This window comes from Coprococcus eutactus (assembly GCF_001404675.1).
In the GTDB taxonomy this organism is placed as follows: Bacteria; Bacillota; Clostridia; order Lachnospirales; family Lachnospiraceae; genus Coprococcus; species Coprococcus aceti.
Map to the genome: position 1 here is coordinate 18,872 of NZ_CYXU01000008.1, position 24,693 is coordinate 43,564.

Annotated in this window: 19 protein-coding genes; 18 read left to right on the forward strand and 1 reads right to left on the reverse strand. The window is 46.5% G+C overall.

The window, feature by feature from the left end; translation table 11 throughout:
- Nucleotide 1: 1 nt before the first annotated feature.
- From ARA78_RS12415 to ARA78_RS12465, 11 genes are all read left to right on the forward strand, one after another.
- Complete coding sequence (locus tag ARA78_RS12415) at nucleotides 2-1,537, forward strand: HAMP domain-containing sensor histidine kinase (RefSeq protein ID WP_055280622.1); 1,536 nt, start codon at nucleotides 2-4, stop codon at nucleotides 1,535-1,537.
- A gap of 106 nt (nucleotides 1,538-1,643) precedes the next feature.
- Nucleotides 1,644-2,633: a 2-hydroxyacid dehydrogenase gene (locus tag ARA78_RS12420; protein ID WP_015534033.1), complete on the forward strand. Its 990-nt coding sequence runs from the start codon at nucleotides 1,644-1,646 to the stop codon at nucleotides 2,631-2,633.
- Nucleotides 2,634-2,674: 41 nt separating this feature from the next.
- Nucleotides 2,675-3,475 carry a tetratricopeptide repeat protein gene (locus ARA78_RS12425; RefSeq protein WP_015534032.1) on the forward strand — a complete coding sequence of 267 codons (801 nt, stop codon included), beginning with the start codon at nucleotides 2,675-2,677 and terminating at the stop codon, nucleotides 3,473-3,475.
- A 74-nt stretch (nucleotides 3,476-3,549) separates the two neighbouring features.
- Nucleotides 3,550-4,509, forward strand: a complete 960-nt coding sequence (locus tag ARA78_RS12430) for an AAA family ATPase (protein WP_055280623.1) — start codon at nucleotides 3,550-3,552, stop codon at nucleotides 4,507-4,509.
- Between the two features lie 36 nt (nucleotides 4,510-4,545).
- On the forward strand, nucleotides 4,546-5,637 hold the full coding sequence (locus ARA78_RS12435; RefSeq protein ID WP_055224555.1) for a DUF58 domain-containing protein: 1,092 nt from the start codon (nucleotides 4,546-4,548) through the stop codon (nucleotides 5,635-5,637).
- A 39-nt stretch (nucleotides 5,638-5,676) separates the two neighbouring features.
- Nucleotides 5,677-7,797 carry a transglutaminase-like domain-containing protein gene (locus ARA78_RS12440; protein ID WP_156329485.1) on the forward strand — a complete coding sequence of 707 codons (2,121 nt, stop codon included), beginning with the start codon at nucleotides 5,677-5,679 and terminating at the stop codon, nucleotides 7,795-7,797.
- A gap of 32 nt (nucleotides 7,798-7,829) precedes the next feature.
- A complete protein-coding gene (locus ARA78_RS12445; RefSeq protein ID WP_004851386.1) occupies nucleotides 7,830-8,537 on the forward strand; it encodes an AzlC family ABC transporter permease in 708 nt (235 codons plus the stop codon).
- On the forward strand, nucleotides 8,537-8,845 hold the full coding sequence (locus ARA78_RS12450) for an AzlD domain-containing protein (RefSeq protein ID WP_022216930.1): 309 nt from the start codon (nucleotides 8,537-8,539) through the stop codon (nucleotides 8,843-8,845). Before ARA78_RS12445 ends, ARA78_RS12450 begins: the two co-directional genes overlap by 1 nt.
- Before the next feature lie 33 nt (nucleotides 8,846-8,878).
- Nucleotides 8,879-9,898 carry a S66 family peptidase gene (locus tag ARA78_RS12455; protein ID WP_055280625.1) on the forward strand — a complete coding sequence of 340 codons (1,020 nt, stop codon included), beginning with the start codon at nucleotides 8,879-8,881 and terminating at the stop codon, nucleotides 9,896-9,898.
- A 440-nt stretch (nucleotides 9,899-10,338) separates the two neighbouring features.
- Nucleotides 10,339-12,102, forward strand: coding sequence for a threonine--tRNA ligase (thrS, locus tag ARA78_RS12460; protein ID WP_022216928.1), 1,764 nt, complete (start codon nucleotides 10,339-10,341; stop codon nucleotides 12,100-12,102).
- Nucleotides 12,103-12,197: 95 nt separating this feature from the next.
- Nucleotides 12,198-13,394: a hypothetical protein gene (locus tag ARA78_RS12465; RefSeq protein ID WP_055280626.1), complete on the forward strand. Its 1,197-nt coding sequence runs from the start codon at nucleotides 12,198-12,200 to the stop codon at nucleotides 13,392-13,394.
- 29 nt (nucleotides 13,395-13,423) lie between these two features.
- Here the strand turns inward: ARA78_RS12465 and ARA78_RS12470 are convergent, their stop codons facing one another.
- Nucleotides 13,424-13,858 (reverse strand): RrF2 family transcriptional regulator, encoded by a 435-nt coding sequence (locus tag ARA78_RS12470; RefSeq protein ID WP_015534027.1) that lies wholly within the window; start codon nucleotides 13,856-13,858, stop codon nucleotides 13,424-13,426.
- 504 nt (nucleotides 13,859-14,362) lie between these two features.
- Between ARA78_RS12470 and ARA78_RS12475 the strand changes: the two genes are divergently transcribed.
- From ARA78_RS12475 to ARA78_RS12505, 7 genes are all read left to right on the forward strand, one after another.
- Nucleotides 14,363-15,673 carry an O-acetylhomoserine aminocarboxypropyltransferase/cysteine synthase family protein gene (locus ARA78_RS12475; protein WP_022058096.1) on the forward strand — a complete coding sequence of 437 codons (1,311 nt, stop codon included), beginning with the start codon at nucleotides 14,363-14,365 and terminating at the stop codon, nucleotides 15,671-15,673.
- Nucleotides 15,674-15,752: 79 nt separating this feature from the next.
- Nucleotides 15,753-16,682: a cysteine synthase A gene (gene cysK, locus ARA78_RS12480; RefSeq protein ID WP_004851367.1), complete on the forward strand. Its 930-nt coding sequence runs from the start codon at nucleotides 15,753-15,755 to the stop codon at nucleotides 16,680-16,682.
- Nucleotides 16,683-16,906: 224 nt separating this feature from the next.
- Entirely contained in the window at nucleotides 16,907-17,953 is a 1,047-nt protein-coding gene (locus ARA78_RS12485; protein WP_055280627.1) for a Fic family protein, read from the forward strand.
- 161 nt (nucleotides 17,954-18,114) lie between these two features.
- Nucleotides 18,115-19,182 carry a lysylphosphatidylglycerol synthase transmembrane domain-containing protein gene (locus tag ARA78_RS12490; protein ID WP_156329488.1) on the forward strand — a complete coding sequence of 356 codons (1,068 nt, stop codon included), beginning with the start codon at nucleotides 18,115-18,117 and terminating at the stop codon, nucleotides 19,180-19,182.
- A 101-nt stretch (nucleotides 19,183-19,283) separates the two neighbouring features.
- Nucleotides 19,284-22,085: a translation factor GTPase family protein gene (locus ARA78_RS12495; protein WP_055224565.1), complete on the forward strand. Its 2,802-nt coding sequence runs from the start codon at nucleotides 19,284-19,286 to the stop codon at nucleotides 22,083-22,085.
- Nucleotides 22,086-22,118: 33 nt separating this feature from the next.
- Nucleotides 22,119-23,606 (forward strand): glycerol kinase GlpK, encoded by a 1,488-nt coding sequence (gene glpK, locus ARA78_RS12500; protein WP_055224567.1) that lies wholly within the window; start codon nucleotides 22,119-22,121, stop codon nucleotides 23,604-23,606.
- A gap of 58 nt (nucleotides 23,607-23,664) precedes the next feature.
- Entirely contained in the window at nucleotides 23,665-24,630 is a 966-nt protein-coding gene (locus tag ARA78_RS12505) for an ROK family protein (RefSeq protein ID WP_015534022.1), read from the forward strand.
- Nucleotides 24,631-24,693: the final 63 nt, after the last annotated feature.

Sequence of the window (24,693 nt, forward strand, 5' to 3'; positions counted from 1 at the left end):
TATGAAGATGCCATTTAAGCGGACACTCAGGGTAAAGCTGTTTGTGATCATACTGCTTGGGCTAATATTGTCCATATCGGCTTTTTTTGCAGGAACATTTGCACTGAACAGCTACATGAAAAATGTATACATGAGTGACACGAATACACAGAAGAGATCCGCCAGACAGATCCAGAGCTTTGCTTCATATGTGACCAGCCATTCCATAAAGGCTACGGATACGCAGGCACTCAGGGCATGGCAGGAGCAGCACGACAATGTGTACATACTGATTTATAACAACAATGATATAGTATTCGACTCTGACTGGATGATAGAGAAGAAGGGCGCATACAAATATGTCATAACGAATTCGGAGACTGGTGAGATAATCATTCTGTTACAGGACAACTATGGAAATATCAGAAAGATCAAGAGGAAGGCATCCTCGAGCAGCGAATCCCAGAAGAAATCCGATGCGGTGACCGCGGATGAGGGAGCTTACTACGGCAATTCCAGCATGCTGCGAGGAGACCTCAATGAATTTGACTACGATTTCTATCCTGTGCTATTCAAGGATGGAGTGTTTGATGTCTGCATAGTTGACTATTCGGATGATACGATCAAGGATGTCGGAGAGATAGCGATATTCGTCATATGCTGTATCCTGTTCATCGGTGTGATAATAGTCTATTTCGGAAGAGAGATAGGCAGAATGAGACGCCTCACAAATGAGGTCATGGATATCAAGGATGTGGATATCAATGGGCCGATAACAATACACGGTCAGGATGAGATCTGTATGCTGGCGGAGAATGTAGACACCATGAGGCAGACCATTATTGAGCAGCTCAGCAGGGAGCGTGAGGCATGGCAGGCGAACAGTGATCTGGTCACAGCCATGGCCCATGATATAAGAACTCCGCTCACAGTCATGGCGGGATATCTGGAGCTCATGCAGAACAAGGAGTATTCATCCCAGGAGGAGCTTGACGAATACATAAGGATAAGTGCTGAGAAGGCGGAGCAGCTCAGGACGATGTCGGACAAGATGTTCAGATACTTCTATGTATATTCAAAGGGCGGTGAGGATCTCAACATGGAGATGTTCCCGGCGGGGCCGTTCCTTGACCAGATGCTTGGAGAGTATGTTGTGCTCCTGGGCGAGAATGGATATCAGTTCGACATTGATATCTCGGACAAGGAAGCCGAAATTTACGTTGATCTTCAGGGTATGAAGAGGATAACCGACAATGTATTTACCAACATCAGAAAGTATTCGGACAAATCAAAAAGCATAGATATAAGGGTATATATAGATCGGAGAAAGGTAAGAATTTATTTCAGAAATTATATAAATCCGGAAAGCAGCAAGGCTGAGAGCACACATATAGGTACTTTGACATGTCAGAAGATGGCTGAGGAGATGAATGGATCATTTACGACCTGCAGAAAGGGCAAGGTGTATGAGGCGACACTCATACTGCCTAACATGTTGGATAACGATGACTCACATGCTCCGACTCAGGGACTTACAGCTATACTGTCACGCAAATAATAAACGGAGATCCTCTGTACACAGTTCAGAGAATCTCCGTTTTTGTACATAGAAAAAAGCAATGCTACACATTATACCGATAGAGGAAAAAACAGGAGGAACAGATATGAATATATTATTTTATGATACAAAGCGTTATGACATGGAGTCGTTCGATGCGATAAAAGATCAGTACGACAAGCTGACCATAGATTATGTGGACACAGATCTGTCGGTGAAGACCGCAAGACTTGCAAAGGGGTATGACGCCATATGTGCATTTGTCAGCTCGGATGTGAGTGCACCCGTTGTGAATGCGCTGAGTGATGCGGGCGTGAAGCTTATACTGATGAGATGCGCGGGCTTCAACAACGTGGATATGGATGCGGCAAAAAAATGCGGTATAACTGTGATGAGGGTTCCGGGCTATTCGCCTGAGGCTGTGGCGGAGCATGCGATGGCACTTGCCATGGCGGTGAACAGGAGACTGCACAAGAGCTATATAAAGGTGAGGGAGAACAACTTCAGTCTGGTCGGACTTACAGGCATGAACTTCTACGGCAAGACAGCCGGTATTGTCGGAACCGGTAAGATCGGGGCTGCCATGGCGAGGATATGTCATGGATTTGGAATGGATGTGATCGCCTACGATATGTATAAGAATCCGGACCTTGATTTTGTCAGATATGTGGAGCTCCCTGAGCTTCTGGCGGGATCTGATCTTATATCGCTTCACTGTCCGCTGACCGACGAGACCTACCATATGATAAATGAAGAGACCATTGGCATGATGAAGGATCACGTGATCCTGGTGAATACCTCCAGAGGTGCACTCATCAAGACCGACGATCTCATAGCTGGGATCAGAAGCAGAAAATTCTTCGGAATCGGGCTGGATGTATACGAGGAGGAGACTCCAAATGTATTTGAGAACAGGGAGGATGACATACTGGAGTCCTCGATCACTGCGAGACTGTTGTCATTTCCAAATGTGATAGTGACGTCTCATCAGGGATTCCTTACAGAGGAGGCACTGGAGGCGATAAGCAGGACCACTCTGGACAATGCCATGGATTTCCTTAATGGGTCTGTAAATGAATCGAATATTGTGTTATGATGTGATGACAGGATATTGTGAGAGAAATTGAGGTTGACTATATGAATATAAATGAGGTTTTTAGCGGGCTTGATAAGCTGTTCGCAGAGAACAGACTGCCGGAGGTGGAGAGATACCTTACCCAGGCACTAAGCGATGCTGAATATGAAAAGGATACTGATTCCATGCTTGCGATATACAATGAGCTTATCGGTTTTCACCGTACCACGGGAGAACACGACAAGGCACTGTATTTTTGCAGGCAGGTCATGAGGCTCGCTCATAAGATGGGGATTGAAGATACAGTTCCATATGGAACCGCTCTCATGAATATTGCAAATGAGAACAGGGCTGCAGGTAACCTGTTGGAAGCCCTGTCCTATTGCAGGAAGGTGTATGACATATATTCGGAGCAGCTCGGTCCATATGATATATTGCTGGCGGGTTATTATAACAACGTGGCGCTCATTTATCAGGAGCTTGGCGATTACGACAAGGCTGTTGATGCACTGGAGCACGCGCTCAGCATCATAGAAAGACATGAGAATGCTGGTACGGAGATTGTTGCCACATATGCCAATCTCGGCGAGAGCCTTCTCAGGGCAGGTCGGCTCAAGGAAGCTCAGGACAAGCTGACGGAGGCGGTGCGCAGATATCAGCTCAAGGGTGTCAGAGGATATCACTACAGTGCTGCGCTGTCTGCTGTTGCAGAGGTGTGGTACAGACAGGAGGACTACCAGCAGGCACTCAAATTTTATCAGCTTGCGGCAGAAGAACTCTACAGTGTCTATGGGGACAATGATACATACAGAGTTATAATGAATAATATAGAGACGGTAAAGGCGAAGCTTCAGCAGCAATGATAACAGGGAGGAAGTGGAAGAGCTTCCTCCCTGTTGCGTATGTAGACAGATAATCTGAAGGATGGGAGAACGAGATGAATTATAATGACAAGGTAATGGACGTTATAGATGAGGTGAAGAAGGTCGTCATAGGCAAGGACGTGTGTATTGCCAAGATAATGGCGGCGATAATCGCAGGCGGTAACATTCTCATGGACGATGTACCGGGAGTCGGCAAGACGACGATGGCTCTTGCATTTGCAAATGCAATGGGGCTCCAGAACAAGAGAGTCCAGTTTACACCGGATGTCCTTCCGGGAGATATAACGGGATTTACGATGTACGATAAGGCGACAAATCAGTTTGTGTACAGACCGGGTGCTGTTATGTGCAATCTGTTCCTCGCAGATGAGATAAACAGAACATCTCCAAAGACACAGTCGGCACTTCTCGAGGTTATGGAGGAGGGACATGTGACTGTGGATGGAGTGACATATCAGGTTCCGGATCCATTTATAGTAATTGCCACGGAGAACCCTATCGGCAGTGCCGGAACACAGCTTCTTCCTGATTCCCAGCTCGACAGATTTATGGTGTGCCTTAAGCTGGGATATCCATCCATAGAGAGTGAGCTGGATATAGTTAAGGGAAGAACCTCCGCTGATGGCTTTCAGGATGTAAAGCCTGTAATAGGTGCGTCTGAGCTGCGGCTTATCAGGGAGGAAGTAAAGCATGTCAAGGTCAGCGATGACGTGTATTCTTATATAGGCCAGCTTGTTGTTGGAACCAGAGAGAATCCAAGCCTTGAGCTAGGAGTGAGTCCAAGAGGAACGATAGCCCTCACCAAGATGGCGAAGAGCTGGGCATATATAAGTGGGAGAGATTTTGTCATACCTGAGGATGTGCAGATGGTGTGGACGGACGTCATAAGACACAGGATAGTCTTAAGTGCCAAGGCAAGGGTGAACCACATAACACAGGAGGCTGTGCTCAAGGACATAATGGAGAGGGTGTACAAACCGTCGGTTAGACGAAGAAGTTCGGCGAAAAAGTAGCATGAGATTTGGAAGCGTGTAGTGGTAGGATGTCGTATGAGACGAGGAATATTGTATATTGTCCTGATAGGGGCATGTGTATATATAGGAATAATCAATAAAGAAAAATCATACTTTTTCGCAGCGGTGATCATGACTGCTGTCATGCTGAGTCTTATAGCCGGGCTGATCGTGCGATACATAAGAACCAGTGTTAAGATGCAGATGAATATACCTGTGGTTGAGAAGAACAGTACATTTTGTCCGGAACTTGCGGTATCTGTCACCGGTGGTCAGGTACCCCATGTGGCAGCTGTGTTCAGTGTTCTTGCTCCGGGTATGAAGAAAAAGAAGAAGAGTACATTTGAACAGATAGATGACAGGTATGGAAAGTGCGTGGGAAAGATGAAGCTGGATGTCAGCGGAAGATACGAGATAAAGGCATCGGGCGTCAGGATATATGATGCTTTCCATATTTTCTCAATCAGGAAAAAGGTTGGTGGAACGGCGTACATTTACGTATTGCCTCAGTGCTATCTCGTTCCGGTGGAGGTCACGAAGAACACAAGAGATTTTGTGACGGACAGTGATGTATATTATTCGGATGTGAGAAGCGATGACTCGACCGAGGTGTATCAGGTGAGAGAGTACAGACCTGGAGACAGGATGACCCGTATCCACTGGAAGTTGTCGGCCAGACAGGATGAGATAATGGTCAGGGATACATCAAAGGCATTGTCGTGTCCGGTCATCATCTGTATGGATCTCGATGGAAGAAACTGCCGTCACTATGGACAGGCAATGTCTGTTGCGCTGGAATCCATGGTATCGGTGAGCTTTTCACTGATAGATGTTAAAGTCCCTCACTTTATAGCGTGGTATGATCCGGAGGAGATGTCCATAACGAGATACCGCATAGTCCGTGAGGAGGATGTGTACGATGCCGCTGCAAGGTTGTCGTATGTGGATGCCAGGACAAATGACAGCTACGATGTGATAGGAATGTACAGAGAGAGATACAGAGGTGAGGATTTCACAAGCTTCATCGACATAGACATGAATGGCAATATAGAGTGTGGAGATGAAAGTTTTCAGGTGGGATTTGAAACCATAAAGGAGGATCTTGCAAAATCCTATATCACGGTGTAGATTCTCCAGGCATCATCATAGAATTACAGAGGTGTGGAAGTGAGAGTTGTTTTGGGACTGGCTGTATGGGCGTTGTCGCTTGGTATGACATACCTTGTGGGCGATATCGCATACAGCTCGGATATAAATAAATATATGGACTCCACCAATCTTGTGGGTGCGTATATCATAGGAAGTCTGGTGATAGCACTGGTTTATTCTCTGTGGTACATTTTGAGAAAAGAACAGAGGATACTCGATATTGTGGTTCCGGTTACTGTGTTGCTGGGATGGGGGCTTGCCAGAAGAAAGCTGCTCTATGCCGGAGGAAAGGGCATGGTATACAGCATAGCATATGATCTGAAAAAGGTTTATGGGATAAAGACAGGACTCATAGATCTTGACTATGTCAGCGTGAGTGCTGTGACGGAATTTGTGCTTTTTATAGTGGCGGTGTCAATGTTCTTTGCCACTTATATGATATACAGGTGTAACAGTCTGATGATAGCTATCGGACTTGCATTTTTGTTTATGCTTGCTGGCGCAACACTCAGTGTACCTGTGAGTGCACCCGGAGTAGTGCTTACTGTATTGTCACTTATCGTGGCGAGATATGTTCTCATGAGAATGGGACAGCCGCTGTCGGTGGTGTGGAACATTGCAGTTCCTGTGACGGTATTTGCCGCGTGCCTTGTTGTCACCCTTCTTGTATATGACGGCGTATACGACAGAGGTGTGAAGGAACAAGGGAAACTGCTCGACATGGTGGACAACATGGAATATTTTCTGTCGGGGGAAAGTAACAAAGGATATTCAGGTTACTATAAGGTGGATGATTCTGAGGTCAATCCCGGTGATGAAGTTGTGGATGAGATAATCAGGGAGGATAAGCCTCAGGGAAATCTCTACGTCAAGTCGAGAAGCTATGTTACATATGAGAATGGGTCGTGGCACGGAAGGGCGGATGGACACAGCCCTGATGATGAGGTCATGGTGTATTATGATAAGGATACATTTGCAAGATACGAATCAGAGATACAGGGATATGCGCCAGATAAGAAGTTTTCCAATGCGGTCATGGACAAATTGGTGACATATATAAGACAGCATATGTCATATACCACAGCACCAAAGAAATTTACCGAGGGTGAGGATCCAGTCAACAGTGCGATGTATGACGTTCATGAGGGATATTGTGTTCACTTTGCTTCTGCGGCGGCGGTGGGCTTCAGGATACTGGGAATCTCCACCGTGTATAATACAGGTTATGTGGTGCCGTCGTCTGCGTGGATAAAGCAGTCGGATGGAACATACCGTGCGGTGGTTCTGGATAAATACAGTCATGCGTGGATTGAAGCGTACAGTGAGGATGACGGTGACTGGGTGATCGTGGATGCCACACCGCTTGGAGACAGGGCGGATACTTTGGGGATACCGAAGGAACCGGATTACAGCGGTGATAATACTGCGGACAATTCATCGGATGATACAGAGGAGCCGGAGACTTCTGAGGAGACTTCAAGTCCGGATGTAACAACGGAGGCGACAACTGATTCGACAACCCAGATGTCAGAGAATACAGAAGTCACTACGGAGACGGATGGTGATTCTTCAAATGGCACAGGAGAAAATGGCAATCAGGTCGATGTCCCGAATGATGGCAGTGGAGATGCGCAGTCGGGATCACCAGGGGATGCCGGGGATGGTCTGTCGGAGCTTGTACAGAACAGAGTGTTCAGAACAGTCGTTGTTGTGCTTGCCGTGATACTGATATTGTGGGGCGCAGTCATCTTCAGAAGAAGGACGATAGTTGCGCGCAGGAGACGCAGGCTTGTGGGAAGAAACAGGATATCAGCTATATACGAGATGTCCACGGCGATGTATGATATGATGGTGTTTTCTGGTGCCATAGAGAACGTCAGTGAGAACGACACGGAGTATGCCGACACTGTCACGGAGTCGTGCAGCTTTATAAAGGGCGATGAGTTCACAGAGTTTATAAAATGGGTTCAGGCTGCTGTATACGGACGCGTTGAGCCGGATGACAGGCAGATCGCGGCTGCCAGAAAGCTGTATACAAAGGTAAGGGCATACACATATCTTGGCCTTGGGTTCAAGGACAGATTTGTGTGGAAGTATGTAAAGTGTTACGACTGCGGAGGACGCAGAAGGAAGAGATAACATAATTTGTCACGAAAGAAGTAGTATTTAAGATGGAATTTAGAAAAGGGTTAAAGGATGGAATACCGATAGCACTGGGGTATTTCGCAGTAAGTTTTAGTTTTGGTCTGCTGGCGGTAAAGGGCGGACTCACAAGTTTTCAGGCGGTCATCATAAGCCTGACAAATGTAACCAGTGCGGGACAGTTTGCAGGACTCAAGATTATCCTTGCAGGGGGAACGCTGGTTGAGATGATACTCACCCAGTTCATAATCAATCTGAGATATTCTCTCATGAGCCTGTCACTTTCACAGAAGCTTGGGGAGGCAGTTGGAATCAAGGAGAGACTCGTAATCGCATTTGCAAATACTGATGAGATATTTGCGGTGGCGATGGGCCATGTGAAGGAATTGACATTTGGGTATATGATAGGACTTCAGCTCCTTCCGATAGTCGGCTGGACGGGCGGAACGCTGTTCGGTGCGATTGCCTCAGGACTTCTTCCAAAGTCAATCAGCAGCGCACTCAGTCTGGCACTCTACGGAATGTTCGTCGCCATAGTCATGCCGGTTGCCAGGAAGTCCAGACCGGTTGCCATAGTGGCACTTGTGGCTGCTGCCATATCATGCGTGTTGTATTACGTTCCGATATTCAAGTTTATATCGACTGGAATTGCCATAATCATAAGCACGGTGGCAGCCTCTGTGATAGGGGCTATATTCTTCCCAGTGGGAACTGCTGAGAAAAAGGAGGTGCAGTGATGAATATATACATATATATAATAACCATGGCGGTCGTCACCTACCTCATAAGAATGGTGCCGCTGGTGGCGTTCCGCAAGAAGATAGAGAACAGATTTGTCAATTCATTTCTATATTATGTGCCGTATTCATGTCTCACGGCGCTGACACTTCCGTCCATTTTATACAGTACGGAGAGTATTATAAGCGCTGTGTGTGGATTTGCGGTTGCACTCATACTGGGAATAAAGCAGAAGGGACTTATAGTTGTCGCTGCTGCGGCATGTGTGACCGTGTTCGTGGTGGAGTGGATATTGAAGTTTGTGTAGAAGGAGGTAGGCAGGGATACCTGCGGATAATATATGAGATTTCCGAAATTTATAAAAAGGGGCGATACGATAGGTTTCGTTGCGCCATCATTTGGCTGTGATACAGAGCCGTATAAGACTGCATTTGGCAGAGCGCAGGAGAACTTCAGAAATATGGGATTCGGTATACAGATCGGGCCAAATTGTTATACCGGTGAGGGCATAGGAATCAGCAACAAGCCGGAGCTGTGCGGTCAGGAGATAAATGACTATTACACATCGGAGAAGAACGATGCACTCATATCCTGCGGCGGTGGAGAGCTCATGTGCGAGATACTTAACTATGTTGATTTTGACAGACTGAGGGCAGCAGATCCGAAGTGGTTTATGGGATATTCGGACAACACAAATCTCACATTCCTGCTCACAACGTTGTGCGATACGGCGTCCATATATGGTCCGTGTGCGGCGGCATTTGGACAGGAGCCGTGGCACCGGTCAGTTGCGGATGCTATGGCGGTCCTTCAGGGACAGAAACTGTCATTTGCCGGATATGACGGATGGGAGAAGGAATCCCTCAGGGATGAGGAACATCCATTCTTGCCATACAACATCACAGAGCCAAGAGTGATAAAGGGCTATCCTGAGAAGTTCCAGGTGAGCGGGCGAATGATAGGCGGCTGCATGGACTGTCTGGTGAACCTTATAGGAACAAAGTTTGACCATGTTGGCGAATTCCTTGAGAGATATAAGGATGATGGATTTATCTGGTTCCTCGAGTCCTGTGATCTGAACGTCATGTCCATAAGACGAGCCATGTGGCAGATGGACAACGGCGGATGGTTCAGATACTGTAAGGGCTTTATGATCGGCAGACCGCTGCAGTTCGGACAGGAGATGATGGGCCTTGACCAGTATCAGGCTGTGCTGGGGATCATAGGAAAATACAATGTGCCTGTCGTGATGGATGTGGATCTCGGACATCTGTCACCGATGATGCCTGTGGTATGCGGCAGCATAGGAACTCTTATGGTGGACGGCCAGGATATGAGTCTTTCCATGGAAATGAGGTAGAGAGAAGTCTGTTGGCTGTTTGATTGGCTGAAAAAGGCTGAAAATGGTTGAAAAAATAAAGGCAAAAAAATAAAAAATACTATTGTGAAAAAAAATATATCGTGCTACACTAGGTGGCAGATAAGACAAAGGCATAGACGGAAAGAGTAGTGTGGTGGATGCATCCAGAGAGAGCTGCATATGTGAATCGGACTCAGATATGAATCAGACGTGAGCCAGAACATATGGTGGGAGCAGCTTATGATATATCACATGAAGACCACTCCCGAGCCGTGCGCGATATAAGCGTCACCGCGTAGCTGCGTTAAAGGCATAATTGAGTTAAAAGTTAAGGTGGAAACGTGCATACGCACCCTTAGATAGATTATATCTAAGGGTGCTTTTTTAGTTGTTACATGCAATTTATTTTCACTTTATAAGAAGTAAGAAGGAGAACTGACATGGTTAATTTCAAAGAAGACGAACAGCTTAAGACACTGAATCATTCCTGTGCACATCTTATGGCACAGGCTATCAAGCATCTGTACCCACAGGCAAAGTTCTGGGTAGGACCGGTAGTTGCAGAAGGATTCTACTACGATGTAGATCTCGGCGATGACGTTATCAGAGGCGAGGAAGATCTCGCAGCCATCGAGAAAGAGATGAAGAAGGTTGCCAAGAGCGGCAAGAAGATCATCCGCAAGGAGATATCCAAGGAAGAAGCTCTTGAGATGTTCAAGGATGACGAGTACAAGCTCGATCTTATAAATGGACTTGAGGATGGAACGATCACATGCTATGAGCAGGGTGATTTCACAGACCTCTGCCGTGGACCTCACGTAGACAATGTAAAGCTTTGCCGTAACTTCAAGCTCATCAGACATTCAGGAGCTTACTGGAAGGGCGACAGCAAGAACAAGGTTCTTCAGAGAATATATGGTGTGTGCTTCCCTACAAAGGAGGAGCTTGAGGAGCATCTTCAGTTACTTGAGGAGGCAAAGGAGAGAGACCACAGAAAGATCGGCAAGGACATGCAGCTCTTCATGGTCGATGACCTTGTAGGACGTGGACTTCCAATGTTCCTTCCAAAGGGATATACAGTATGGCAGGAGCTTGAGAACTACATCAAGCGCAAGGAGAGAAAGCTTGGCTATCTCCACGTTATGACACCTTGTGTAGGTACAGTAAACCTCTACAAGACATCAGGTCACTGGGATCACTACAAGGACAACATGTTCCCGGCAATGGAGATGGAGGGAGAGTCATTTGTACTTCGTCCAATGAACTGCCCGCACCACATGATGATATATGCAAACAAGATGCACTCATATAAGGATCTTCCTATCAGGATCGCTGAGATCGCACACGACTTCAGATTTGAGGCAAGTGGTACACTCAAGGGTATTGAGAGAGGAAGACACTTCTGTCAGAACGATTCACATATATTTGTGACACCAGACCAGATCGAGGAAGAGTTTGCAGGAGTTGTTAAGCTCATATTTGACACATACAAGGATTTCGGAATCACAGATTACAGATGCGTACTGTCACTCCGTGACCCAGAGGACAAGGTAAAGTATCACGATGACGATGAGATGTGGAACAAAGCAGAGAATGCACTTAGAAAAGTTCTTGATGATATAGGAATCGATTACACAGAGGAGATCGGTGAGGCTGCATTCTACGGACCAAAGCTTGATGTAAATGTTAAGCCGGCCGTAGGAAATGAGTATACACTCTCGACATGTCAGCTCGACTTCTGTCTGCCAGCTAAGTTCGATCTGAAGTATATCGACAAGGACGGCGAGAAGAAGACACCTGTAGTTCTCCACAGAGCTATCCTTGGATCTCTCGACAGATTCATGGCTTACATCCTTGAGGAGACAAAGGGCAATCTTCCAACATGGCTTGCACCTGTACAGGTAAGAGTTATGCCTGTAAAGACAGACAACGAGGATCTTATGGCTTATGCTCACAAGGTTGTTGATGCCCTTGATGCCATCGACGTTCGTGTAGAGCTTGATGACAGAGCAGAGAAGCTTGGTTATCGTATGCGTGAGGGTCAGGTTCAGAAGGTTCCATACCTTCTCGTAATCGGATTCAATGAGGCTGAGAACGGAACAGTATCATACAGACTTCACGGTGAGGCTGACACAACAGTTCTTCCACTTGACGAGTTCGTACAGAAGATCGACACAGAGATCAAGACAATGGCTCACAAGTAAGAGTGAAAATTTTACACCACAGGTTCACTTACCCTGTCCGCAAGGACAGGGTATTATTTTTGTAAATAAATGCATAATGTGAGGAGGCATAGGATATGAGACAGGGATATAAGTTTATACGTGAGAGTGGCTGCGAGCATGACGATGATTATCTCAGTCATCTTTTTAACGATATTTTCTGCTGGACGAATGGCACATATAAGCTCTGTTATACACACCCGGATATGGAGGCCGTGAACGGAGATAATATACTCGACATTGAGAATGGGGAGAATAAAATACTGTCATTTGACTATCATATGCAGCTCCTTGTAAGCAAGAGAAATAACCTGGAAAATACAGAAAAGGATAAGGCTGGAGATAACGAAGAAAACGATAGAGAGGTGTGGGAGACTCTGATAAATGCGGCGGCATACGACTTCCCGAATGTCCGGCAGCTCAAGGCGGATATACGGACTATACTTGATTCAGACATGGAAGATGCCCAGATCGTGAGGAATAATAGCGGAGATCCGTACGAAAAAGTGCTGTGTCTTGGGACGGAGGGGACACATGTGGAGGATGGATATGTTCTCAGAAGGATAAAGAGATCCCCGGAGTGTGACAAGCCGGATCGGTATGAGCTGGAGATAGGAACAAATTGTGGTGTGGATTCTGGAATCGCTCAATTTTACCGTTTGACCGGCCTGAACAGGGAAGATATCCGCAGTCTGTATACATGCGCTACGAGATTCATAGAAAACGCTGAGGACTTGTATAATCACCGGCTGAAACTTCGCCGGGATAGAGAAAAGCATAACAAGAAAATTGATGGCGAAGTTCTGATGTGCCTGGAGAACAGCTTTGAGCTTGTCACCGAAGGCGAAGAGTTGGCCAGTATCAAATATTGGGATTTTAGAGGCGAAAAGCTGACAGAGGAATATAATGCGAGGGTATGGTCTATAGATGGCGATGCTGGCAGTATTGACCTGGGAAGTGGTGAAATGCTGTATATGGATCAGATATATTCCATAGATAAAAAAAGCCCCACCGAGGAAATGTTGTGTATGGGTGTGGAGGAGATAGCCGAGGATTTCTGTGGCAGCATACTTGTGAAGACGGTGACGATGCTGGATGATTTCGGAACCATGGAGGTATATGATCTCTGTGAAAAATATGGTGAATACATAGATAACAGGTATTATATGTATCGTGAGGAACACGGATTTGAGATGCCGGAAGATGTGTTCCCTGGGGATGGTGTAAAGCCGTATGTTGAGAAGGTCATACGGCTGTTGAAGTCAAAAGTATAAAAAATATAACAAAAGCATGTATATATGATTTAAATGCAATAGTTATCTGCCGCCTCAGGTCTTTCTGCCACAAGGTCAGCGATGGTGGTGGTGTCTACCACGTCCCGGATCGCTTTGTCCAGTCTGCGCCAGAGACCTATGGTGGAGCATCTTGCCTCGCGTTCGCACTGGAATTCATCTGCATCAAGGCACGCAACAGGAGATATGCCGCCCTCAGTGAGCCTTAAAACCATTCCAACTGTTATGTCTTCAGGGGCTTTTCGGAGAAGATAACCTCCCTGTGGACCTCTGGTGCTCTTCACCAGCCCGCCGGAGTTCAGCACAGAAGTGATCTGCTCAAGGTATTTCTCGGATATTTCCTCCTGTGCGGCAACATCCTTGATGCTCACTGGCTTGCCGTCTGTCCTCGATGCTATATTTATAAGAAAACGCAGAGCGTAACGCCCTTTTGTGGATACTTTCATAATATAAACCTCCCAAATGCCTGTATTTACTGATGATTTCACATCATTTACACGTCTATTATAACATCTGAAAAAAAACAATCAAGATAATTCATAAAAAACCTATTGACAAAGTGGGAATTAGGCTGTAATATACAGCTATGCTTAATTCATAGTTTCCAAGTAGGAATTATGTGAAAAGTAAAAATAATCACAGAAATGATACGATCAAGTCAAATTTCAAAGACGAAAATCAAGAAAGAGGTGTTGATATGCTGGGAAGTACATTTAAACCGCAGTACCTTAATGAAGACAGACGAATGTGTTGCATAGAAGTCATGTGTTGCTGCTGTTAAAGCGAACACAGAACAAATAATCATGACACAGATATAAATAACAGATCATACATAATAGACAGAGAATAATAAAGAAGAGTATAATGCCACATGAGCTCATATACATGACAAGATGAATGGGCAGGTGCGCATGACAGATAAAATATTTGAATTTAAGGAGAATAAGATCATGGCAAAGAAGACAAGAGCAGAGAGAAATTTAAAGTTTGAGACATTACAGTTACACGTAGGACAGGAGACAGCAGACCCGGTTACGGATGCAAGAGCGGTACCAATCTACCAGACATCATCATTCGTATTCCACAACTCACAGCATGCAGCTGACAGATTCGCACTCAAGGATGCCGGCAACATCTACGGAAGACTTACAAATCCAACAGAGGATGTATTTGAGAGAAGAATCGCGGCCCTCGAGGGTGGCGTTGCAGCACTGGCAGTTGGCTCAGGCGCAGCAGCAGTTACATATACAATTCAGAACCTTGCACTTGCAGGAGACCACATCGTAGCAGCAAAGAATATCTACGGCGGAACATACAATCTCCTTGCACATACACTCAAGGATTACAATGTAGATACAACATTCGTTGATCCACTTGATCCACAGGCATTTGAGGATGCTATCCAGGAGAACACAAAGGCCCTCTACATTGAGGTCCTTGGAAATCCTAACTCAGAGGTTTCAGATATCGAGACAATAGCAAAGATCGCTCACGCACACAAGATTCCGCTTGTTATCGACAGCACATTTGCAACACCATACCTTGTAAGACCTATCGAGTACGGTGCAGACATCGTAGTTCACTCAGCGACAAAGTTCATTGGTGGACACGGAACAACTATCGGTGGTGTCATCATCGACAGCGGTAACTTCGACTGGAAGGCATCAGGCAAGTTCCCACAGCTCACTGAGCCAAATGAGAGCTACCACGGTGTAAGCTTTGTAGACGCAGCAGGTCCTGCAGCATTTGTCACAAGGATCAGAGCTATCCTCCTCCGTGACACAGGTGCTACGATCTCACCAATACACTCATGGATATTCCTTCAGGGACTTGAGACACTGTCACTCCGTGTTGAGAGACATGTATCAAATGCACTCAAGGTAGTTGAGTACCTGAACAATCATCCACTTGTTGAGAAGGTAAACCATCCTTCAGTTTCAACAGATCCTGAGCAGCAGAGACTGTACAAGAAGTACTTCCCTAACGGTGGTGGTTCAATCTTCACATTTGAGATCAAGGGCGATGCAGAGACAGCCAAGAAGTTCATCGACAACCTGGAGATATTCTCACTTCTTGCAAATGTCGCTGATGTTAAGTCACTGGCTATCCACCCGGCATCAACAACTCACTCAGAGCTGAACGAGGCGGAGCTTATCGACCAGGGAATCAAGCAGAACACTATCAGACTTTCAATCGGTACTGAGAACATAGACGATATCATCGAGGATCTTGACGAGGCATTCAAGGCAATTCAGGAGTAATCGATATAAATAATGAATATAAGAGAAGACTACAAATAGTGAGCATAATAAATATCAGGAAAGGTAATGGTACGATAATATGAGTAATATATATAAGAGCGCAGCAGAGCTTATAGGCAAGACTCCACTTTTGGAGCTTTCAAACATAGAGAAGAAGAATGATCTCAAGGCAAATATCCTTGCGAAGCTGGAGTACTTTAACCCAGCAGGAAGCGTTAAGGACAGGATCGCATTCCAGATGATCGAGGATGCTGAGAAGGACGGCACACTTAAGCCGGGCGCAACCATCATCGAACCTACATCAGGCAACACAGGTATCGGTCTTGCATCCATAGCAACAGCCAAGGGTTACAAGGCGATCATCGTTATGCCTGAGACCATGAGCGTTGAGAGACGTAACATCATCAAGGCATACGGTGCTGAGATAGTTCTCACAGACGGAACAAAGGGAATGAAGGGAGCCATCGCAAAGGCTGATGAGCTTTCAAAGGAGATCCCTGGCAGCTTTGTAGCTGGACAGTTCGTAAATCCATCCAATCCAAAGGCACACAGACTCACAACTGGTCCTGAAATCTGGGAGGATACAGACGGCAAGGTAGATGTATTTGTAGCCGGTATCGGAACAGGTGGAACTATCACAGGCGTTGGCGAGTATCTGAAGGAGAAGAATCCAGATGTAAAGGTCATCGCCGTTGAGCCTGCCACATCACCAGTCCTCTCAAAGGGTGTTTCAGGAGCACACAAGATACAGGGAATCGGTGCAGGATTTGTTCCTGACACACTTAACACAAAGGTATATGACGAGATTATCGCCGTTGAGAATGATGACGCATTTGCAGCAGCAAAGGAGATCGCATCAGCAGAGGGAATCCTCGTAGGAATCTCATCAGGTGCAGCTTACTTTGCAGCAAAGCAGATCGCAGAGCGCCCTGAGTATGCAGGCAAGAACATCGTAGTTCTTCTTCCAGACAGTGGAGACAGATATTACTCAACTCCGTTATTCGGCTAAATGGATATATAGTAATTGCTGTGATATAGAATTTATATGGAAAAGCCACCACATCGTGTTTTGATGTGGTGGCTTTTTTTGAAAGTACCCTTAATTAGCTGCATAAATAGTATACAATTGGATAACCTTAAAACTGATAGAACTTTGAGGGGAAATGCCCTTAATTGGGTTGACTTTCCCTTAAAATATGCTAATATTTAAGGGAAAAGGAGTAAATTAAGGGAATGAGAACTTTTAATTACAGTAAAATAAAAGAAGAAAAATGGGATTCTGAAGTGCTTGGACTCATAGCTGCAATATATAGATATGCAGGTAAACAGGAACTGTATTTAAGACAGCGTCCGGATGAACTGGATAAGCTTGTTGAGATAGCAAAGATCCAGAGCACGGAGGCGTCCAATGCCATAGAGGGTATAGTCACAACAAATACAAGAATAAAGCAGTTGGTTGAGGAGAAGACCACACCGAAGAACAGAGCCGAGGAAGAGATAGCAGGTTACAGGGATGTGCTGGGGGTTATACATGAAAGCTTTGATGCGATACCTATAACTCAGAATTATATACTTCAGCTGCATAAGATGTTGTACAGTCATATGAATAACCCATTTGCAGGAAGAACAAAGACGGTGCAGAATTATATCAGCGCAACTTATCCTGATGGGCAAACGGAAGTCCTGTTCACGCCGATGGCTCCATTTGAGACACCGGAAGCGCTGGACAGGATATGTGGGGAATACAACAGGGTGATCGGTAATTTCGAGGTGGAGCCGCTGATCGTTATTCCTGTTTTTATACATGATTTTCTGTGCATACACCCGTTTAATGATGGCAATGGCAGAATGAGCAGACTGCTCACAACGCTTCTGCTATATAGAAGTGGATTCTATGTTGGAAAGTATATTTCTCTTGAGGCAAAGATAGCGGGGAATAAGGAGTTATATTATGAGTCGCTTGGGAAAGTCCAGGCAGGCTGGCACGAGGGCACAGAGGACGTGATCCCGTTTATAAAATATCTCCTTGGGACAATACTGGCTGCTTATAAGGATTTTGAGGAGCGCTTTGAAATCGTAGAGGAAAAGTTGCCGGCGATTGAGATGGTGCGAAAAGCAATACTGCTGAAAATAGGAAAGTTTACAAAGCAGGATATAATGGAACTTTGTCCGTCTCTCAGCATCAGTTCGGTAGAGGGAGCACTCAGAAAACTCGTAAAAGAGGGCAATATAGGCAGAGGCGGTACAGGCAAGTCTACCTATTATGTCAGAATGAAATAACATATGCTTGTATTTTTTCCATTAGCTTGTTAATCTATTGTACGAAACAGGAGATCATCCGCCACGGCAGCAGCTGATTGCCGGTGCATTTGAGATGGTGGGCAGATTGGGATAAGACTGATCTGAATGAATTGATATTAGGGGAAAAGGGATATAAGACTATGAAAAAACTATCAGATAGACAGAAAACACTTATAAAATGGTTGTGTGTGCTGGTGCTGGTCGGACTTATCATATATGTGTTCCGTGACATGGCAGGCCCTATAATGTCGCAGCTTGTAAAGACAAGCCCCGTGGTTGTGGCAGCCATTCTTGGAGCGACGCTTTTATACGGAGTGATAGAGAGCTGCATAACGTTTATCCTCATGCGACAGGTGGAGAACGATATGACATTTTTCGATGCAAATATTATGACGTATTTTGTGTCATTTTACAGGGTGTCAACGCTTGGGAGCGGTACCATAGTGGCATCCACATTGTTCATGAAACACTGCAGAATACAGCCGTCGAAAGCGCTTGGTCTGTACTCTATTGATTATGCGATACACAAGATGACCATATGTGTTATGGCGGTGGCATTGTTTCTTGCGAACAGAGAATATATGCTTGGAGTATTTGGCAAATACAGTTCATATGTTGTCCTCGGCGTTATAGCGACCATACTCATAACGATGGCGATAGTGCTCTTTGCGTGCTGGCCGCCGTTTCACAGATTCCTCAGATGGCTTCTTGAAAAAGCTGATGCTTTGTTTAAAGGACGATTTACAAAGCAGATTGACAGTTTAAGTGAGCAGACAGCTATGATGGAGGATGCCACCAGGGTTGTACTTAAGAAACCGTGGCTTATAGTGGTAGTCATGCTGCTTGATATATGCAAGTTCGCGTGCTGGTTTGCCATACCTTATATAGTGTGTCACAACCTGTGTGATATGAATATTGTCACGTCAATAGGTATAACAGCCATGAGTGTCATGCTGGCGGCAGTCATTCCTATGCCGGGAGGAATCGGATCAAGTGAGCTTGTTATGACAGCGATCTATTCGGGACTTGTTGGTTCTGCTGCAGCCGGAGCCATGGCACTTCTCTATAGATTTGCCACATTCATGTTCCCTTTTATCATAGGTGCATTTACAGCCATATTCTTCAAGAGGTTCAAGAGATATAAGGCGGCGCAGAATGAAAAACAGGGAATCCCAGATGGCGATAGCATGGCGGATACAGACTCATAGCTGAACCGATAAATGAGTTTATAAAGAACCGATATATATCAATGGTCAGCAAGATGCATGGCAGGTGATATATATCGGCTGGTGAAGGGAAAAAGATACATATGAAGAACATAGTCGCGGGCATACTGGCCCACGTTGATTCGGGTAAGACCACCCTGTCGGAGGCGATGCTCTATCAGGCAGGACAGATAAGAAAGCTTGGGCGGGTGGATCATCAGGATACATATCTAGATACGGACAGTCAGGAAAAGGACAGGGGGATCACGATATTTTCCAAGCAGGCAGAGCTTGCATATGCTGATATGCATATAGCTTTGCTTGACACTCCGGGACATGTGGATTTCGGAACAGAGATGGAAAGAACATTGCAGGTCCTTGATTATGTGGTTCTGGTCATCAATGGCATGGACGGAGTGCAGAGCCACACTGAGACCCTGTGGAAGCTGCTTGAGAGATATGGGATTCCTGTATTTATATTTGTCAATAAGATGGACATGACTGGCTATGACAGAGATTACCTCATGGACAATATCAGACACAGACTGAGTGATGGCTGTGTCGATTTTTTATGTGAAGATTCAGGAGAGCAGATCGCCATGTGCGATGAGGCCATGCTTGAACATTTTCTTGAGACTGGGGCAAATGATGAACAGGACGTGGTAAATGCCATTGCGGGCAGAAAGCTGTTCCCATGTTACTTTGGCTCTGCACTCAAGAATGAGGGCGTGTCAGAGCTTCTTGACGGCATGAACAGATATGTAGTGGAACCTGTGCGCGGGGAAGAATTTGGCGCCAGAGTGTTCAAGATAGGACGTGACGATAAGGACGAGAGACTCACCTACATGAAGGTCACTGGAGGAGTGTTGAAGCTCAAGGATGTGCTGACGCTCAGAAACAGTCAGGGGGAGGAGAGCCATGAGAAGGTCAACCAGATAAGGGTGTACTCCGGTGCAAAGTACGACATGGTAACCCAGGTTCCCGCCGGATGTGTCTGTGCTGTTCCGGGACTGGTGAATACCTACGGCAGACAGGGAATCGGTGCCTGTCCGGATGGAGAGCTCCCAAGTCTGGAGCCGGTTCTCAGCTATAAGGTCATGTACCCGACTGATGTGGATGCGGTCACGATGGTGTCAAAGCTCAGACTGCTTGAGGAAGAGGATCCCCAGCTCCAGGTGCAGTGGAATGAGACCGCAGGAGAGATATACATCAAGGTCATGGGGCAGGTACAGCTTGAGGTAGTGGCTCAGATGGTAAGAGACAGGTTTGGAATTGCCATCACATACGGACAGGGCAGGATATCATACAAGGAGACGATCGCGGCTCCAGTCATGGGTGTAGGACATTTTGAACCGCTCAGGCACTACGCAGAGGTACATTTGTTGCTTGAACCTATGGAAAATGGCAGTGGAATGTGCTTTGACAGCATTTGCAGCGAGGATGTACTGGATAAGAACTGGCAGAGACTGATACTCACCCATCTTCAGGAGCGTGAGTTCAGGGGAGTGCTTATGGGATCGCCAATCACGGATATGAAGATAAGCATCACCGCGGGGCGCGCACATCAGAAGCACACTGAGGGTGGAGATTTCAGACAGGCGACATACAGGGCGGTGAGACAGGGCCTTATGATGGCGGAAAGTGTCTTGCTGGAACCTGTGTATGCATTTAAAATAGAGGTACCACAGGAGTATGCCGGAAGGGTTCTTGCAGACATAGTGAAAATGAGCGGAACTATGGATGGTCAGGAGATATCCGGTGAGACGACAGTCATCACGGGACATGCCCCGGTATATACCATGAGAGAGTATTACAGTGAACTCACAGCATTTTCCAGAGGTACAGGCAGGCTTCAGGTGGATATAGACGGCTATCAGCCGTGCCACAACACCGAAGAGGTTCTGGCTGAGAGACATTATGATCCTGAGCTAGACAGGTTTAATCCATCTTCATCGGTATTCTGTGCCCACGGTGCAGGTTATCTGGTGGACTGGTATGATGTGTATGAGAACATGCATGTGAAGGAGGATCCGGGATTTGAGATCTCGGGCCAGCTTGGCTACACGGAAGATGGCTATGCTATGGATATTCCGGTGAACAGGCCGGGAAAGAGTGTATCGGAGATGTCCATAACAGATGAGGAGCTCAGCGAGATATTTGCAAGGACATTTGGCGGAGATTACAAGGATAAGGATGTGGCACTGAACGGAAGATTCAGGAGAACTACATCTGAGTATAAGGTAAATGGAACAGCAGCCGGTGGTGTGACAGAAGGCACGGCTGGGGGCGGCGCGTCTGCTGGTGCAGCAGACGGTACGGCAGGAGGTTCTCCAAGTTCGGGATATCGTGGAAATGGACAGTATAATAAAAGTCAGTCCAGAGACAGGCAGCCCGGGAATGGGCCTCTTGTGGGCAGCAGGCCAGCCGATAGAGGGATAGCAACACCTGGAGCATTCAAGCGCAGAAAGAGTGGCGAGGACTATGTCATAGTGGATGGCTACAATGTCATATTTGCGTGGGATACACTTCGGGAACTGTCGGAGCACAACATAGACTCCGCCAGAGGAAAACTCATGGATATCCTGTCGAACTATCAGGGATATATGAACTGTCATCTGATAGTGGTATTTGACGGCTACAAGGTGAAGGACAACAAGGGGGAGAGATTTCCTTATGACGATATAGAGGTTGTGTACACAAAAGAGGGCGAGACCGCCGATGCGCACATAGAAAAGCTCACACATGAGATTGCGAGAAAGCACAAGGTCACTGTGGTCACATCGGACGGACTGGAGCAGATAGTCACCATGGGCCAGGGTGCGATCCGCATGTCCTCAAGAGACTTCAAGGCAGAGGTTGAGAGGGTGAACGAACACCTGAGAGAGAATTATTTGAAAAATGACTAGGGCCGAGCGTCCGTAAATCAGAAGGAGGGCAATTTGGCAGATTATATAATGGCGCTGGATCAGGGAACGACCAGCTCAAGGGCGATAATATTTGATAAGGAAGGCAGGATATGCTCAGTGAAACAGAAGGAGTTCACCCAGCATTTCCCGAATAACGGATGGGTGGAGCATGACCCTATGGAGATATGGGCAACCCAGATGTCGGTGATGATGGAGGCGAGGGAGACCATGGGAATCCGCACCGAGGACATAGCCGCCATAGGAATCACCAACCAGAGAGAGACAACCATAGTGTGGGATCGAAAGACCGGCAATCCGGTGTATCATGCCATAGTGTGGCAGTGCAGGAGAACTGCGGACAGGATAGAGCAGCTTAAGGCTGAAGAATATGACAAGGTGATAAGAGAGAAAACGGGACTGATAGTAGATCCGTATTTCTCTGCAACGAAGATAGAGTGGATACTTGATAATGTGCCTGGAGCCAGGGAACGCGCAGAGGCAGGGGAGCTGATGTTCGGAACTGTTGACACATGGCTTATATACAAGCTCACGGGCGGAAGAGTCCATGCAACGGACTACACAAACGCATCGCGTACCATGCTTTTCAACATTCATACACTGGAGTGGGACAAGGAATTGCTTGCAAAGTTCAACATCCCAGAGAGCATGCTTCCGGCAGTGAGAAATTCCAGTGAGATATACGGATACACGGACAGAGAGATATTTGGCGGCGAGGTGCCTATAGCGGGAGTTGCCGGAGATCAGCAGGCTGCGCTGTTCGGACAGTGCTGCTTTGAGGCAGGTGATGTGAAGAACACCTACGGAACAGGTTGTTTCCTCCTCATGAACACGGGGGATAAGGCAGTTGATTCGCAGCAGGGACTTCTCACCACCATAGCCATAGGACTTGACGGAAAAGTCAGCTATGCGCTTGAGGGAAGTGTGTTCGTGGCCGGAGCAGCTATCAAGTGGCTCAGGGATGAGATGAAGCTCATAGACAGTGCGGCGGATACTGAGCGTATTGCTCTGTCGGTGTCGGACAGTAATGGTGTATATGTGGTACCTGCGTTTACTGGCCTTGGCGCTCCTTACTGGGATGCGTACGCCAGAGGGGCAGTGTTCGGCCTTACAAGGGGAACAAATAAGGCGCACTTTGTCAGGGCGACAGTCGAATCGCTGGCATATGAGACATCGGATGTTCTTGCGGCTATGGAGATGGATGCAGGACTTTCAATCACAAGCCTTCGAGTGGACGGCGGTGCAAGTGCCAACAACTTCCTCATGCAGTTCCAGGCAGATATAGAGAATGCCGAGATAGTGCGGCCTGTGATCACGGAGACAACAGCTTTGGGTGCTGCATATCTGGCTGGACTTGCTGTTGGCTACTATGACAGTCTGGATGAGATCAAGGGCTACTGGAAGGCCGACAGAAGATTTGAGCCGGGGATAACCGAGGATAAGAGGGAGACGCTCCTTGCAGGCTGGAAGGACGCAGTGGAGAGAACGAGAGTGACAAGGTGAATATAAAAATATATATAGAAAGAAAAAACAATGGGTAATGAGAAAACAGGAGGGACTTATGTATTTAGTATTTGATGTAGGGGCAACATTTATAAAGTATGCGTTAATGGACGATGAGGGCAATATATCGGGAAAGGGTAAGACTCCAACCGACAGATATGCCGAGGCTGGAACTCCGGCATTTGTGGCGCAGATCAAGAAGGTGTATGACGAGAAGGTACTGGACTGTGACATAACAGGAATTGCCATGGGGCTTCCTGGACAGATAGATGTCGAGCGCGGCATAGTGTACGGCGGTGGCGGGATCAAGTATCTTGATGGTGCACATCTTGGTGATCTCATATCAGAGGCATGCGGCGGTGTGTCTGTAGCCCTTGAGAACGATGGCAAATGTGCGGCTCTCGCAGAGTTGTGGCTGGGCAATGCCAGTACGGCTACAAATGCAGCAGTCGTTGTCGTGGGTACAGGAATCGGCGGTGGAATAATCATTGACAGAAAGATCCACAGAGGCAAGAGACTTCTGGCAGGTGAATTGTCATATGCCCTCATGAACATGACAAGGGAAGAAGCTGATAATGTCAGATGCTGTGAAGAGCTGACTGTTGAGGAGACATTTGAATATAACCCGTTCATGGTAACCTCAACATGTACTGCAAGCTCCATTACATACAAGGCATCCAAGATAATGCATATGAAGCCAGAAGAGGTGACCGGTGAGATGGTATATCAATGGATAGATGAGGGCAATCAGGAGATCATAGATATGGTTGAGGACTCATACTTCTCCATAGCAAAGCTCTGCTGTAACCTGTACATGACGATAGATCCGGATGTCATACTTATCGGAGGTGGAATGAGTGCCAATCCGAACTTTGTTCCGGGGGTTAAGAAGTATGTGGACAAGATAAGAAAGATTACAAAGACCTACGATGGCATGGTTATCGACACATGCAAGTTCCGCAATGATTCGAATCTTCTTGGCGCGTTGTACAACTATAAGCAGAAGTATGAGGGCGTGAAATAAAATCGCAATAAAACAAACGTAAGATGGAGATGAACTGAAACAGATGGTTCATCTCTTTTATAA